Genomic DNA, 14,097 nt, shown 5'->3' on the forward strand with positions numbered 1-14,097 from the left:
TCAGGCGCGTCGCCGCGTCCCGCATCTCCTGGTACGACACGTTCAGGTTGGCCATCGAAACCTCCACGCTCACCCCGGGCGCACCGGGTGCGGACCGGCGCCGCGCGGGGAACGCTAACCGGCATCGCGAACGCCGACGGCGATTTGTCCACAACGTTCAGCCGCCTGGCCTTGCGCCTTCACCCGTTGCCTGGGCCTACAAGTGAACGGCGTCACAGCGGCGGGGCGGGCGGGTGCCGAAGAGCCCGGCCGGTCGCAACCCGCGCCGGCGCAACCCGAGCATCGGTGACGCACCGCGGTCGCTGCCGGGTCCGTTGTGAGACGACGGACGCCGCCGCCCACCCCGTCCGGGGGCGGCGGCGTCCGCGTCGCCTGACGCCGTCGTCAGGCCGCGTCGTCAGGCCGTCGCGTCGACGGCCGCGAGGATCAGCGCCGTGGTCTCGTCCGGGTGGCTGATCATGGCGACGTGCGAGCTGTCGACCTCGACGGTGGTCGCGCCGGCACGCGCGGCCATCGCCCGGGCGGCGGCGGCGGGGATGAGGTGGTCCTGGACGCCGACGAGGTACCAGCTAGGCACCGTCTTCCACGCGGGCGTGCCTGACGGCTCGCTCAGGCCCGCGAGCGCTGCGGGGCGCTGCGACGCCGCCATGACCGCTGCGACGTCCTCGGGGAGGTCCTGGCAGAACGCCTGCGAGAAGACCGCCGGGTTGATGTACCCGTCCGCGTTCCCCTCCCCCGCACCCGGGAACGGACGGACGACGAACACCGGGCCGAGGTCAACGGGGTCGCCGCCGAGCGCGAGCGCGTCGGCGACCGACTCGCCCTCCGCGAGCGCGAACGCCGCGACGTAGACGAGCGCCCGGACGTTGTCCGCCCCGACCGCCGCGTTGGTGATGACCGCGCCGCCGTACGAGTGGCCGACCAGGACCACCGGGCCCTCGATCGTGCTGAGGAAGGACCGGACGTAGGCCGCGTCCGTGGCGATGCCGCGCAACGGGTTGGCGGGTGCGTACACCGGGAAACCCTGCGCCTGCAGGCGGGTGATCACACCGCCCCAGCCGGAGGCGTCGGCGAAGGCGCCGTGGACGAGCACGATGGTGGGCTTGTCGCTCATGGGTGATCCTCGGGGTCGTGGGGCGGGTGACGAGTCCCATCCGAGCGGATGCGCCGGCCGCGCAGATCACCCGCATGGGATGAACGGACCGCGCCGACCCGCACCCGGACGGGGCACGGGCCTGGATGTCGGTGGTCGCTGGAAGCATCCCGGCATGAAGATCACCAAGCAGATCACCGTGTTCGACGCTGCCGACCTCTCCGCCGAGAGCACGTTCTGGGCCGGGCTCCTCGGCGGCACGGTCGAGGCCGAGGACGACTGGCACACCGTCTTCGTCGACGGCGCGCCCCGGCTCGGCTTCCAGCTCGCACCGAACCACGTGCAGCCCGACTGGCCGGACGGTGAGCAGCAGCAGATCCACCTCGACCTGTACGTCGAGGACGTGGCCTCGGCGCACGACGAGGCGGTCGCGCTCGGCGCCCGCCTGCTGCGATCCGCCGACCTGACGGCCGAGGAGGGCTTCCAGGTGTACGCCGACCCTGCCGGGCACCCGTTCTGCCTCTGCTGGGGCTGACGGCGTCACCCGTCCGCGCACGGATGTCGGAGGTCGGGTCGAACATGTGTTCGTGTCCGACGCACCCCGCACCGCCGCCATCCTGCACGCCGACCTCGACGCGTTCTACGCCTCCGTCGAGCAGCGCGACGACCCCCGGCTGCGCAACCGGCCCGTCGCCGTCGGCGGCGGCGTGGTGCTCGCCGCGTCGTACGAGGCCAAGCGCTGCGGCGTGAAGACCGCGATGAGCGGACGCGAGGCGCGGATGCTGTGCCCGGACCTCATCGAGGTGCGCCCGCGGTTCGACGCGTACGTCGAGGCGAGCCGCGCCGTGTTCGACCTGTTCCACCGCACGACACCGCAGGTGCAGGGCGTGTCGATCGACGAGGCGTTCCTCGACGTCGCGGGCCTGCACCGCATCGACGTGCCACCGGTCGACATCGCCGCGCGCCTGCGCGCCCAGGTGCGCGAGGAGGTCGGGCTGCCCATCACGGTTGGCGTCGCTCGCACGCCGTTCCTGGCGAAGGTCGCGAGCCGGGTCGCGAAGCCGGACGGGCTGCTGCTCGTGCCGCCCGACGGCGAGGAGGCGTTCCTGCACCCGCTCCCGCTCGAGCAGCTGTGGGGCGTCGGCGACGTGACGGCCCGCAAGCTGCACGGGTACGGGCTCGTCACCGCGGGTGACGTCGCCTCGCTCCCCGAGCAGGTGCTCGCCGGGGCGCTCGGCCGGGCGGCGGGGCGGCACCTGTTCGCCGTCGTGCACGGTCGGACGCCCGAACGGGTCGTCACGGGCAAGGCCCGCGGCTCGATCGGCGCGCAGCGAGCGATCGGGCGGGGCCCGCACTCCCCCGAGTTCGTGCGGGCCGCCCTGCTCGGGCTCGTCGACAGGGTGTGCCGCCGGATGCGCAAGGCCCACCGGACCACGGGGACGGTCGTGCTGCGGCTGCGGTTCGACGACTACACGCGCGCGACCCGGTCGCGGTCGTTCCTGCACAACACCACGTCCGGCGCCGACGTCGCCGCGGCGGCGGTCGCGCTGCTCGAGGCGGCGGAGCCGCTGATCCGCGAGCGCGGCGTCACGCTCGTCGGGATCGCGCTGACCCGGCTGGAGTCCGACGCCGTCGTGCAGCCCGCCCTGCCGCTCGACGGCCCGGACCTCGGGCAGCTCGACGCCGCGGTCGACGCGGTGTCCGAGAGGTTCGGCAAGGGCACGCTCGTGCGCGGCAGCCTGCTGCGGACCGGCGAGGGCTTCGCGGTGCCCCAGCTGCCCGACTGATCGTCGGCGCCCGACCCGCAGACGACGACGCCCCGTCGCCGCTCGCGTCGAGCGGGACCGGGGCGTCGGCCGTGGAGGTCGTCAGGAGACGGCGACGGGCTCCCGGCGGTCGGACGCGACGTCGTCGGACGCCGCAGACGGCACCTCGAGGGCATCGGCGTCCACGTCGTCCTGGAACAGGTCCTCCGCGGAGGCCGAGTCGTACTGCCGCTGGTCGAGGATGCCCTCACGCTTCGCGACGACGGTCGGCACGAGCGCCTGACCGGCGACGTTCACCGCGGTGCGGCCCATGTCGAGGATCGGGTCGATCGCGAGGAGCAGCCCGACACCGGCGAGCGGCAGACCGAGCGTCGACAGCGTGAGCGTCAGCATGACGACGGCCCCGGTCAGACCGGCGGTCGCGGCGGAGCCCACGACGGACACGAACGCGATGAGCAGGTAGTCGGTGATCGACAGGTGGATGCCGAAGATCTGCGCCACGAAGATCGCCGAGATCGCCGGGTAGATCGAGGCGCAGCCGTCCATCTTCGTCGTGGCGGCGAGCGGCACGGCGAACGACGAGTACGACCGCGGCACGCCGAGGTTCCGCTCGACGACCCGCTGCGTGAGGGGCAGCGTTCCGACCGACGAGCGCGACACGAACGCGAGCTGGATGGCGGGCCAGGCACCGCGGAAGAAGCTCGAGATCCGCAGCCCGTTGGTGCGCAGGATCACCGGGTAGACGACGAACAGCACGATCGCGAGGCCGGTGTAGATCGCGACGGCGAACGACCCGAGCGGCGCGAGCAGGTCCCACCCGTACGTGGCGACGGCGTGGCCGATGAGGCCGAGGGTGCCGAGCGGCGCGAGGCGGATGACCCACCACAGGACCTTCTGCACGATCGCCAGCGCGGAACGGGTGACGGAGAGGAACGGCTCCGCGGCCTTGCCGGAGCGCAGCGCCGCGATGCCGACGACGATCGCGATGACGACGATCTGCAGCACGTTGAACGAGATCGACGTCTTCGCCGTCAGGTCGCCGCCGTCGCCCGGCGTGAGCTGCGTGCCGGCGCCGAGGCCGAGGAAGTTGCCGGGGATGAGCCCGTTGAGGAAGTCGAGCCACGACCCGGTCGTGCCGACCGCCTCCGCACCCTCGGTGCTCAGGGTCGAGTTCGCGCCGGGATTGAACACGAGGCCGAGCCCGATGCCGACGGCCACGGAGATCGCCGCGGTGATGGCGAACCACAGGAGCGTCTGCCAGGCGAGCCGCGCGGCGTTGGTCACCTGCTGCAGGTTCGCGATCGACGTGACGATCGCGAGGAACACGAGCGGCGGCACGATCGCCTTGAGCAGCGTCACGAACGACGAGCCGATGGTGTCGAGCGTGGTCGCGAGCCAGTTCGGCTCGCCGGACGCGGTGTCGCCCATCTGGAGGGCGACCCAACCGAGCAGCACGCCGAGCCCGAGGCCGAGCAGGACCTGGACGGAGAACGAGGGAAGCCGCAGCCGGCGCTGCTGCTTCGTGGTGGTGTCAGACACGAAGAGGCCTTTCAGGGCACACGGAGGCGTGCCGAGGTCTGGTGCGAGGGGGACACGTCACGCGGTGACGTCAGGTCGCCCGGCTCGCCGCGACGGGCGAGGGGCAGAGGGCCGTCGAGTGGCGGCCAGGTCCGGAACGGCGTCCGGCGGGTCAGCGACCCCGGCTGGGACGACAGAGCGCGCTGGCGACCCGGCGAAGGTCGACGCAACGGCACTCGGTCAGGTTCCACGTGCTCACGTGGTGCAGCTCCCAGGGTGGTGTGGCGCGAGCCGCCCTTGCATGACGGCCGCACATCGCAACACAGGGTAGGCAGACGATTCTTCCCGTCAGGAACGGCGACGGGCCGATGAGACCGACGTCACGTCGACCCACCGGCCCCGCCCCGCCCTGCCCCGCACCGCACGTCGCCGAGGACGCCAGACCATGCTCGCCCCACTCGCGACGGGCGCCCCGCTCGCGGTCAGGCCGTCCGGCTCCGGCGCACGAGCACCACGCACACGACGACGAGCACCACGGCGACCGCGACGAACGGCCACGGGCTGAGCTGGTCGGCGCACGTCGTGTCGACACCGCTCGTCGTGCAGACCCGCCCCGGGCCGGACCGGTTGAGCCACGCGAGGTACAGCGGCGCGGCGGCGAGCCCGCCGATCGCGCCGAGAGCAGCCGACCCCCGCAGCGCAGGCACGCGCAGTCCCACGATCACGAGGACGACCGCGACCGCGAGGAACACGACGCCGATCGTCAGGAGCCCCGCCACGCCGAGACCCGCGAGCGCTCCGACGAGCACCCACCACCCGTACGCCCACGGCGCGACCCGAGCCGTCCGGACCTCATTCACCTGGTCGACCATCGCGCTCTCATTCCTCTTGTTCCGACGGATAGAACGTGACCCGCCATTCCGCCGACGGCGTGCGGGCGAGGTGGAGCAGAAAATAGGGGGACGACGATTTCTCGTCGTGCTCCTCGATGCATTCTGCGTCCGGCGGGGAATCTCCGGGGGCACCCGACGCGCTGCGGCACAGCCGACCGACGAACGTCACGGTGGCCGAGTCCCCCGACGACTCGACGGTACCGAGCGCGACGTCGCCCCACACCCGCGGCGTGACGCCAGTCCCGTCGCCGAGCGCGAGCGCCTGGACCATCCCCTCCTCGCCCGGGAGCACGTACTGCGCGGCGGACGTGAAGTCGCCGCGCGCGACGTCGACCATGTACCTCAGCGCGACGTCGCCCGGGCTGCCGGGCGCGGCCGTCACGGGCGCAGCCGACGCGGACGGCGTGTCGCCGTCGGGTGCGGCCGAGCAGCCGGCGAGTGCCATCACGACGAGCGTCCCGAGGACGCCCGCCGCCCGGCGGACGGCTGCATGCCGTCCGCCGGGCAGGTCGAGCCGCACGTCAGAACGGGTACGACGCGCCGGTCGCGTCACCGTGGTGCACGAGGTTGGTGCACGCGCCGCTCTTGCTGTCGCTCCAGGACCACGACGACGCACCGGTCTTCTTCCCGGTCACGGCGTCCTTGTGGTAGAAGTCCGCCTGCGAGCTCGTCGGGAAGCCGCACGCGGCCCAGCCCGTCGGGCCGAGGACCGCGACGACCCACTTGGCGAAGCTCGTGTTGCGGAAGTGCACGTTGCCGGTGATCTTCCAGCCGCCCGTGACCGAGCCGAACGGTGCGGACGAGCTGACGATGTACGTCTTGTCGAGGCACACGCCGCCGATGCAGCCCTTGAACGAGTCGCGCGAGACCGCCCAGTTACGCCACGAGGTGCTGGTCCACCGCAGGCCGGCCTTCTGGGTGCTGATCGTGATGTTGATCGGGTCGATCCACGACGTCTTGAGATAGCGCTGGTACACCGTGGTGGCGAGCGTCGTCGACGAGAACGTCCGCGAGGTGGTGACCGGGTCGGTGGAGGCGATCGGCGCGAGGCTCGAGGTCGTCGAGCGGCTCACCTCGCCGGTGACGCCCGTGAGCGTCGCGAGCTGCGCGTCCGTCACGGGAGCCGTCAGGAGGGTCGACTCGCAGGTCGCCGGGTTGTACGCGACCTCCTCGGTGTACGTCGCGCGCTTGTCGCCGGCGGCAGCGCTGCCCGACCCGGAGTACGTGCACGCGCCGTCGGCGTCCCGGACGCCGACGACCGTCGTGGTCGTGCCGGTCGCCCCGACCGTGCTGAGCGAGGAGTCGTAGTGGACCCACCCGTCGGCCGAGACGGTGACGCCGACCTTGCTGGTCTCGGCCGTCACCGCCGGTCCGGAGACGCTCTCGTTGCTGGTGACGGTCTCGCTGCTGATGATCTGGGCCGGTGCCTCGTTCGAGTCGTCGACGGCCTGCGCCGAGGTCGTCAGGCCGAGACACGCCACCATGGCGGCCCCGACGGCCACGGTGACGGAGGTGGCGCGACGACGGGTCGTGCGCGCACGGGAGTGCGACATTCATGCCCCCTGGATTCGGTTGTGATGCAGGGAAATCTGCGGGGCGAACGTATCGGCGGGCTCGTTCCGGGGACAAGCCTTGTGCTGAGCACAATGGCGCTGCTATGCGGCCCGGCGTGTCGCAGGAAACGCCGGGAAGAGCGCAGTGTCGGCCCGATGAATTGTCGACGACAATTGCAAGTTTCAACGAAAATACTGGACGACGGTCCAGAAAGTCCGCCTCACTCGCGCCACAGCAGGAGCGCCTCTCCCTGCCCTCCCCCGCCGCACAGCGCGACGGCGGCACGGCCGTGCCCTCGGCGGGCGAGCTCGGTCGCGGCATGCCCCGCGAGGCGGGCACCGGACGCGCCGATCGGGTGGCCGAGCGCGATGGCACCGCCGTGGATGTTGGTCCGCTCGAGCGGGTAGTCGAGGTCGGCGAGCGACTGCACGACGACGGAGCCGAACGCCTCGTTGATCTCGACGAGGTCGACGTCCGACAGCGACCACCCGGACCGCTTGAGCGCCGCCGTGATCGCGGCGGACGGCTGCGAGTGCAGTGACGTGTCCGGCCCGGCGACCTGCCCGGACGCACCCACGGACGCGAGCCAGGAGAGCCCCCGCGCCTCGGCGACCTCGCGCGCGGCGACGACGACGGCCGCCGCCCCGTCGGTCAGGGGCGACGCGTTGCCGGCCGTGATGGTCCCGTCGGCCGCGAACGCCGGACGTAGCGCGGCGAGCGACTCGACGGACGTGTCGGGCCGGATCCCCTCGTCGGACTCGACGCGCACGGGCGCGCCGCGTCGCTGCGGCACGTCGACCGCGACGATCTCCGCGGCGAACACCCCGGACTCGACGGCGGCGGCCGCGCGTCGGTGGCTCGCCGCCGCGACCTCGTCCTGCTCACGCCGTCCGATCCTCAGGGACGTGTTGCCGCGCTCGGTGGACGCGCCCATGGACTCGTGGTCGAACGCGTCGGTGAGCCCGTCCCAGGCGAGGGAGTCGACGGCCTGCAGGTCGCCGTACGTCCAGCCGCGGCGCGAGCCGGGCAGCAGGTGCGGCGCCTGGCTCATCGACTCCTGACCACCGGCGACGACCACGTCGGCCTCGCCGGTACGGATGAGCCGGGCTGCGTCGACGATCGCCGTGAGTCCGCTCAGGCACACCTTGTTGACGGTCGTCGCGGGCACCGTCCAGGGCAGGCCCGCCAGGTGCGCGGCCTGCCGGGCGGGGTTCTGCCCGGCGCCGGCCTGCACGACCTGGCCCATGATCACCTGGTCGACGAGCCCGGCGGGCACGTCCGCGCGCACGATCGCCTCGCGGATCGCGACCGCCCCCAGCTGCGCCGCCGACAGTGCCGACAGCGCACCGTTGAGCCGCGCCATGGGCGTCCGGGCGAACGACAGCAGCACCACCTCGCGGTCGGTCATGAGAGCACCATCTCCCGCACGTCCCCGACCGTGAGCGGCACCGCGGTCGCCGCGACGACGTCGTCCACCGAGACGCCGGGTGCACGCTCACGCAGCACGAGCCCGAGGGGCGTCACGTCGATGACCGCGAGGTCGGTGATGATCCGGTCGACGACGCCCTTGCCGGTCAGCGGCAGCGTGCACTCGGGCAGCACCTTCGGCGACCCGTCGCGGGCCACGTGCTCCATGAGGACGACGATCCGGCGGGCGCCGTGCACGAGGTCCATCGCGCCGCCCATGCCCTTGACCATCTTCCCGGGGATCATCCAGTTCGCGATGTCCCCTCTGGCGGACACCTGCATGGCGCCGAGGACGGCGACGTCGACCTTGCCGCCGCGGATCATCGCGAAGCTCGTCGCGGAGTCGAAGTACGACGCCCCGGGTGCGACCGTGATGGTCTCCTTGCCGGCGTTGATGAGGTCCGGGTCGACCTCGTCGTCCCGCGGGTACGGGCCGACTCCGAGCACGCCGTTCTCCGACTGGAGCACGAGCTCGACGCCCGGCGGCAGGTAGTTCGGCACGAGGGTCGGCAGGCCGATGCCGAGGTTGACGTACGCGCCGTCGGGCAGCTCCTGGGCCGCCCGCGCGGCCATCTGCTCCCTGGTCAGGCTCATGACCCCACCCGCAGCGTCCGGCGCTCGATACGCTTCTCGGCGGCCTGCTCGGGCGTCAGCTCGACGACGCGGTCGACGAAGATGCCCGGCAGGTGGATCGCGTCCGGGTCCAGCGAGCCGACCGGGACGAGGCGCTCGACCTCGGCAACCGCGACCCGGCCGGCCGCCGCGCACAGCGGGTTGAAGTTGCGGGCCGACGAGCGGAAGACGAGGTTCCCGGCGCGGTCGCCGACCGCGGCGCGCACGAGCGAGAAGTCGGCCGTGATCGCCTCCTCGCGGACGAACTCCTGCGGCTCGCCGCGCACCACGAACGTCTCGACGGCTTTCGGGGGCGACGCCACCGCCACACGTCCGTCGGCGTCGTACCGCCACGGCAGCCCGCCCTCCGCGACCTGCGTGCCCACGCCGGTGCGGGTGTAGAACGCCGCGATGCCGCTGCCACCTGCACGAAGACGCTCCGCGAGGGTGCCCTGCGGCGTCAGCTCGACCTCGAGCTCGCCGGCCAGGAACTGCCGCGCGAACTCCTTGTTCTCGCCCACGTACGACGCCACGACGCGCCGCACCCGATGCTCCTGCAGCAGCAGGCCGAGCCCCCAGTCGTCCACGCCGCAGTTGTTGCTGACCACCTCCAGGTCCTTGACGCCGGAGTCGAGCAGAGCGCGGATCAGCACGCTCGGGATACCGCACAGACCGAATCCACCGACCGCGAGGGTCGCCCCGTCGGGGATGTCGGAGACCGCCTCGACGGCGGAACGGACAACCTTGTCCATCGTCTGCCTCCTGTCGACGTCGTCATTGTGCGCCGTCGGGTCAAGGCCCGCTGGGGTGCGTGCAGCACGACTCACCCGGGGCGCGCATGGGCACAAGGTCCCTTGCGGACTTACATTGGCGGGACATCAGGCAATGGGGCCTCAGCTTCACAAGAGCGACGGGCTCCGCCGACCGACGGAGCGAAACATGTTGCGTTCAGATGTGTCAGACGGGCGCGCCCTGCCCACGACCGAGGAGCCGCCGGACCCCGAGCTGGTCCAGCTGCTGGCCCCCGACGGCACCCGCCGCGCCGACCCCGTCTACGACGCGTGGGTCGAGGACGTCGACGCCGAGCGCCTGCTGTCCCTCTACGAGGACATGGTCGTCGCGCGCCGCTTCGACGTGGAGGCGGTCGCGCTCCAGCGCCAGGGACAGCTCGGGCTGTGGCCGCCGCTGCTGGGCCAGGAGGCGGCACAGATCGGCTCCGCCCGCGCGCTGCGTCCCGACGACTTCGTGTTCACCAGCTACCGCGAGAACGGCGTCGCGTACTGCCGGGGCGCCGCACCCGTCGACCTGGTCCGGGTGTGGCGCGGCAACGCCCTCGCCGGCTGGGACCCCTGGGCGATCGGCATGGCGACGCCGCAGGTCATGATCGGCGCCCAGACGCTGCACGCCACCGGGTACGCGCTCGGCTGCGCGAAGGACGGCGTCGACTCGGTGGCCGTCGCGTACTTCGGTGACGGCGCGACGAGCAAGGGCGACGTGCACGAGGCGATGGTCTTCGCGTCGAGCTTCGCCGCACCCGTCGTGTTCTTCTGCCAGAACAACCAGTGGGCGATCTCCGAGCCGGTCGGGCTGCAGAGCCGCCACCCCCTCGCGGACCGCGCGCTCGGCTACGGCATCCCGAGCGTGCGGGTCGACGGGAACGACGTGCTCGCCGTCATGGCCGCGACGCGTGTCGCGCTCGACCGGGCCCGACGCGGCGAGGGCCCGTCGTTCATCGAGGCCGTCACGTACCGGATGGGCCCGCACACCACGTCCGACGACCCGACCCGGTACGCCGACCCCGAGGTCCGCGAGCAGTGGGCCGCGCAGGACCCGATCGTGCGCGTCGAGCAGCACCTGCACACCCGCGGCGCCCTCTCTGAGGACCGCGCGCAGGAGGTCAAGGAGCACGCCGAGGCGTTCGCGATGGAGCTGCGCGACGCCACGTACGGCATGACGGCCCCCGAGCCGCTCACCGTGTTCGACCACGTGCTCGTCCAGCCGTCTGCGGAGCTCGAACGGCAGCGCAGCCAGTACGCCGCGTATCTCGCGATGTTCGAGGGCACGTCCGGGGGTGACGAGTGATGGCGACGACGACGATGGCGGCCGCGCTCGGCTCCGGGCTGCGGCGCGCGATGGAGGACGACCCCCGCGTGGTGCTCCTCGGCGAGGACATCGGCCGGCTCGGCGGGGTGTTCCGCGTGACCGACGGGCTGCAGCGCGACTTCGGCGCCGACCGCGTCATGGACACGCCCTTGGCGGAGGCCGGGATCATGGGTGTCGCCGTCGGGCTCGCCTACCGGGGCTTCCGGCCCGTGGTCGAGATCCAGTTCGACGGCTTCGTCTACCCGGCGCTCGACCAGATGGTCACGCAGGTCGGGCGCCTGCACTACCGCACCGGCGGCACCGTGCGGATGCCTGTCACGATCCGCATCCCGTACGGCGGCGGCATCGGCGCCGTCGAGCACCACTCGGAGTCGCCCGAGGCGTACTTCGCGCACACCCCCGGCCTGCGGGTCGTGAGCTGCGCGACGCCGCAGGACGCGCACACGATGATCCGTCAGGCCATCGCGTGCGACGACCCCGTGGTGTTCTTCGAGCCGAAGCGCCGGTACTGGGTCAAGGGCTCGGTCGAGGACGAGGTGCTCGACGACGCGCTGCCGCTCGACCGGGCACGCGTGGTCGTCGAGGGCACCGACGTCACGCTCGTCGCGTACGGCCCGCTCGTCGTCACCGCCCGCGACGCGGCGCTGGCCGCGGCCGACGACGGGCTGTCGATCGAGGTCATCGACCTGCGCTCGCTGTCACCGCTCGACCTCGACACCGTCGAGACGTCGGTCCGCAAGACCGGCCGGCTCGTCGTCACGCACGAGGCCCAGCGCAGCGGCGGGCTCGGTGCCGAGATCGCCGCGAGCATCACCGAACGCTGCTTCTCGCTGCTGCACGCGGCCCCCGTCCGCGTCACCGGCTTCGACGTGCCCTACCCGCCCGCGAAGCTCGAGGAGCACTTCCTGCCCGACCTCGACCGGCTGCTCGACGCCGTCGACCAGGTCATGGGCCGCCAGCACTCCCTGACCGGATGGAGCGCGTGATGACGACCGACAAGCAGGTCACCATGCCCGATCTCGGCGAGGGGCTCACCGAGTCCGACCTCGTCGAGTGGACCGTCGCCGTCGGCGACACCGTGGCGCTCAACCAGGTCGTCGCCGAGGTGGAGACCGCGAAGGCACTCGTCCAGCTCCCCTGCCCGTACGCGGGGGTCGTGTCGTCCCTCGCCGTCGAGCCGGGGACCACCGTCGCCGTGGGGGCGCCCATCATGACCATCGCGGTGGAGGACCGCAGCGGCGCCGAGTCCGCCCCCCAGCACTCGGCGCCGTCTGCCTCCGCGGCGGCGACGACCGCCACGGACGCGCCCCCGGCCACGCAATCCGAAGCGAGGCCCGCGCCCGAACGCACCTCGGTGCTCGTGGGGTACGGTCCTCTCGTCGACTCGTCCGAACGGCCGCACCGCCGTTCCCGCTCGCCTGAGTGGATCGCGGCGCACACCGTCGCCGAGCATGCCGCGGGCATGGCGCTCGCCGGACACCCGGTCGGGCCGAAGGTGCTCCCGCCGGTCCGCAAGCTCGCGCACGACCTCGGCGTCGACCTCAACCGCGTCCAGGGCACCGGGCACGACGGCACGATCACGCGGGAGGACGTGCTGCACGTGGTGTCGAGCAGCGTCGCGGCGCCCGGAGCGCACCGGCCGACGACGGCCGCGCGCCCGTCGCACGGGCTCCCGCCGGCCGTGCACCGCCCGGACTCCGCCCCGCCGGCGCCGGCTCGCACGGCCGATCCGCGCGAGGTCCGCACGCCCGTCGCGGGCGTCCGCAAGCAGACGGCCGCCGCCATGGTGACCAGCGCGTTCACCGCCCCGCACGCGTCGACGTCCCTGACGGTCGACGTCACGCCGACCATGGAGCTGCTCGACCAGTTCCGGGCCGACCCCGCGCTCGACGGTCACCGCATCACGCTCCTCGCCATCGTCGCCAAGGCCCTGACTGTCGCGGTCGCGCACAACCCGTCGCTCAACACGCACTGGGACGAGGCCGCCGGCGAGATCGTCGAGTACCGCTACGTGAACCTCGGCCTCGCCGCCGCCACGCCGCGCGGGCTGCTCGTCCCGACGATCAAGGACGCCGACCGGCTGCGGCTGGCCGACCTGGCCGACGCGATCACCGCCCTGACCTCGTCCGCCCGCGACGGCACGACGACGCCTGCGGACCTCGCGGGCGGCACCATCACCATCACCAACATCGGCGTGCTCGGCGTCGACAGCGGCACCCCGATCCTGGTGCCTGGCCAGGCGGCGATCCTCGCGACCGGTGCCGTGCGACGTCGGCCGTGGGAGTACCGCGACGAGATCGCGCTGCGGCACGTGATGACACTGACCCTGTCGTTCGACCACCGCGTGGTCGACGGCGCGGAGGCCGCCCACTTCCTCACGGACGTCGGCGCGATCCTCGCGAACCCGGGATCGGTGCTGCGGATGGTCTAGCGACCGAGCGCCGCGAGCGCCATCTGCTCCAGCACCGTCCGCGTGCGCGCGCCCGTCAACGACCGGGCCGAGTGCGGGGTCGAGTTCATCAGGCCGAACGTCGCCTGGGCGCGCAGCCGGAGCTCGGCGCGGTCGACGGTCGGGTGGAGACGGGTCAGCACATCGACCCACACCTCCACGTAGCGGCGCTGCAGGTCGCGCACGGCGTCGCGGTCGAGATCGGACAGAGCGGCGAGGTCGCGGTCCTGGACGCGGATGACGTCGGGCTCGGCGAGCGCGAAGTCGACGTGGAACCGCACGAGCGCGGCGAGCGCGGCCGCGGCGTCCGGCGTCGACGCCACCACGGCTCGTCCTCCGGTCAGCAGCCGCTCACTGACCTCGACGAGGAGCGCGCCGAGCACGGCCTGCTTGCTCCGGAAGTGCCGGTACACGGCGGGCCCGCTGACGCCGGCGGACGACCCGAGGTCCTCGATCGACACCCCGTCGAACCCGTGCCGGGCGAACAGCGTCGCGGCGGCCGTCAGGAGCGCGGCGCGTCGTTCGGCCTTCGCGCGCAGCCGCGCCGTGGTGGGGGCGGTCGTGGGCGCCGCGACCGGCTCGGCCATCTGCACCCCCTCCAGCCGTGGACAACCGCGTGCACGCAGACTAGCGTCATTTCAG

The 14,097-nt window shown here is 72.7% G+C and carries 14 protein-coding genes; 5 read left to right on the plus strand and 9 right to left on the minus strand.

The genetic code is table 11. The annotated features are described in order from the left end of the window. Window positions 1-397: 397 nt before the first annotated feature. Complete coding sequence (locus J7523_RS15730) at window positions 398-1,114, minus strand: alpha/beta hydrolase (protein WP_291888634.1); 717 nt, start codon at window positions 1,112-1,114, stop codon at window positions 398-400. A gap of 154 nt (window positions 1,115-1,268) precedes the next feature. Here J7523_RS15730 and J7523_RS15735 point away from each other — a divergent pair, with 154 nt between their 5' ends. After that, window positions 1,269-1,628, plus strand: a complete 360-nt coding sequence (locus J7523_RS15735) for a VOC family protein (RefSeq protein WP_291888636.1) — start codon at window positions 1,269-1,271, stop codon at window positions 1,626-1,628. A 52-nt stretch (window positions 1,629-1,680) separates the two neighbouring features. Next, window positions 1,681-2,880, plus strand: a complete 1,200-nt coding sequence (dinB, locus tag J7523_RS15740) for a DNA polymerase IV (RefSeq protein WP_291888639.1) — start codon at window positions 1,681-1,683, stop codon at window positions 2,878-2,880. Between the two features lie 81 nt (window positions 2,881-2,961). Here dinB and J7523_RS15745 read toward each other — a convergent pair whose 3' ends face one another. The 7 genes from J7523_RS15745 to J7523_RS15775 form a co-directional block, all read right to left on the minus strand. Then, a complete protein-coding gene (locus J7523_RS15745) occupies window positions 2,962-4,398 on the minus strand; it encodes a dicarboxylate/amino acid:cation symporter (protein WP_291888641.1) in 1,437 nt (478 codons plus the stop codon). A 461-nt stretch (window positions 4,399-4,859) separates the two neighbouring features. Then, window positions 4,860-5,249 carry a hypothetical protein gene (locus J7523_RS15750; RefSeq protein WP_291888644.1) on the minus strand — a complete coding sequence of 130 codons (390 nt, stop codon included), beginning with the start codon at window positions 5,247-5,249 and terminating at the stop codon, window positions 4,860-4,862. A 7-nt stretch (window positions 5,250-5,256) separates the two neighbouring features. After that, complete coding sequence (locus J7523_RS15755) at window positions 5,257-5,790, minus strand: hypothetical protein (protein ID WP_291888647.1); 534 nt, start codon at window positions 5,788-5,790, stop codon at window positions 5,257-5,259. A 1-nt stretch (window position 5,791) separates the two neighbouring features. Next, window positions 5,792-6,823 (minus strand): hypothetical protein, encoded by a 1,032-nt coding sequence (locus J7523_RS15760; protein WP_291888650.1) that lies wholly within the window; start codon window positions 6,821-6,823, stop codon window positions 5,792-5,794. A gap of 221 nt (window positions 6,824-7,044) precedes the next feature. Then, window positions 7,045-8,232 (minus strand): acetyl-CoA C-acetyltransferase, encoded by a 1,188-nt coding sequence (locus tag J7523_RS15765; RefSeq protein WP_291888653.1) that lies wholly within the window; start codon window positions 8,230-8,232, stop codon window positions 7,045-7,047. Beyond that, on the minus strand, window positions 8,229-8,885 hold the full coding sequence (locus J7523_RS15770) for a CoA transferase subunit B (protein WP_291888657.1): 657 nt from the start codon (window positions 8,883-8,885) through the stop codon (window positions 8,229-8,231). The genes J7523_RS15765 and J7523_RS15770 overlap by 4 nt, the downstream gene beginning before the upstream one ends. After that, complete coding sequence (locus tag J7523_RS15775; RefSeq protein ID WP_291888659.1) at window positions 8,882-9,655, minus strand: CoA transferase subunit A; 774 nt, start codon at window positions 9,653-9,655, stop codon at window positions 8,882-8,884. Before J7523_RS15775 ends, J7523_RS15770 begins: the two co-directional genes overlap by 4 nt. Window positions 9,656-9,842: 187 nt before the next feature. Between J7523_RS15775 and pdhA the strand changes: the two genes are divergently transcribed. Genes pdhA through J7523_RS15790 form a run of 3 tightly spaced genes read left to right on the plus strand, consistent with a single transcriptional unit; the run spans window position 9,843 to window position 13,437 of the window. Then, window positions 9,843-10,985, plus strand: coding sequence for a pyruvate dehydrogenase (acetyl-transferring) E1 component subunit alpha (pdhA, locus tag J7523_RS15780; RefSeq protein WP_291888661.1), 1,143 nt, complete (start codon window positions 9,843-9,845; stop codon window positions 10,983-10,985). Then, window positions 10,985-11,992 carry an alpha-ketoacid dehydrogenase subunit beta gene (locus J7523_RS15785; RefSeq protein WP_291888663.1) on the plus strand — a complete coding sequence of 336 codons (1,008 nt, stop codon included), beginning with the start codon at window positions 10,985-10,987 and terminating at the stop codon, window positions 11,990-11,992. The genes pdhA and J7523_RS15785 overlap by 1 nt, the downstream gene beginning before the upstream one ends. Continuing rightward, window positions 11,992-13,437 (plus strand): dihydrolipoamide acetyltransferase family protein, encoded by a 1,446-nt coding sequence (locus tag J7523_RS15790; RefSeq protein WP_291888665.1) that lies wholly within the window; start codon window positions 11,992-11,994, stop codon window positions 13,435-13,437. Before J7523_RS15785 ends, J7523_RS15790 begins: the two co-directional genes overlap by 1 nt. On the opposite strand, the gene J7523_RS15795 is transcribed toward J7523_RS15790, so the two are convergent. Beyond that, window positions 13,434-14,042 (minus strand): TetR/AcrR family transcriptional regulator, encoded by a 609-nt coding sequence (locus J7523_RS15795; RefSeq protein WP_291888667.1) that lies wholly within the window; start codon window positions 14,040-14,042, stop codon window positions 13,434-13,436. The two genes, J7523_RS15790 and J7523_RS15795, sit on opposite strands and share 4 nt — an antisense overlap. Between the last annotated feature and the right edge of the window lie 55 nt (window positions 14,043-14,097).

Source organism: Cellulomonas sp., assembly GCF_017744555.1.
Lineage (GTDB): Bacteria > Actinomycetota > Actinomycetes > Actinomycetales > Cellulomonadaceae > Cellulomonas.

What these genes read in the sequence shown, in the direction of transcription:
- J7523_RS15730 (WP_291888634.1), bottom strand. Translation starts at nt 1,114, where the DNA reads ATGAGCGACAAGCCCACCATCGTGCTCGTCCACGGCGCCTTCGCCGAC.
- J7523_RS15735 (WP_291888636.1), top strand. Translation starts at nt 1,269, where the DNA reads ATGAAGATCACCAAGCAGATCACCGTGTTCGACGCTGCCGACCTCTCC.
- J7523_RS15750 (WP_291888644.1), bottom strand. Translation starts at nt 5,249, where the DNA reads ATGGTCGACCAGGTGAATGAGGTCCGGACGGCTCGGGTCGCGCCGTGG.
- J7523_RS15760 (WP_291888650.1), bottom strand. Translation starts at nt 6,823, where the DNA reads ATGTCGCACTCCCGTGCGCGCACGACCCGTCGTCGCGCCACCTCCGTC.
- J7523_RS15765 (WP_291888653.1), bottom strand. Translation starts at nt 8,232, where the DNA reads ATGACCGACCGCGAGGTGGTGCTGCTGTCGTTCGCCCGGACGCCCATG.
- J7523_RS15770 (WP_291888657.1), bottom strand. Translation starts at nt 8,885, where the DNA reads ATGAGCCTGACCAGGGAGCAGATGGCCGCGCGGGCGGCCCAGGAGCTG.
- J7523_RS15775 (WP_291888659.1), bottom strand. Translation starts at nt 9,655, where the DNA reads ATGGACAAGGTTGTCCGTTCCGCCGTCGAGGCGGTCTCCGACATCCCC.
- pdhA (WP_291888661.1), top strand. Translation starts at nt 9,843, where the DNA reads ATGTTGCGTTCAGATGTGTCAGACGGGCGCGCCCTGCCCACGACCGAG.
- J7523_RS15785 (WP_291888663.1), top strand. Translation starts at nt 10,985, where the DNA reads ATGGCGACGACGACGATGGCGGCCGCGCTCGGCTCCGGGCTGCGGCGC.
- J7523_RS15790 (WP_291888665.1), top strand. Translation starts at nt 11,992, where the DNA reads ATGACGACCGACAAGCAGGTCACCATGCCCGATCTCGGCGAGGGGCTC.
- J7523_RS15795 (WP_291888667.1), bottom strand. Translation starts at nt 14,042, where the DNA reads ATGGCCGAGCCGGTCGCGGCGCCCACGACCGCCCCCACCACGGCGCGG.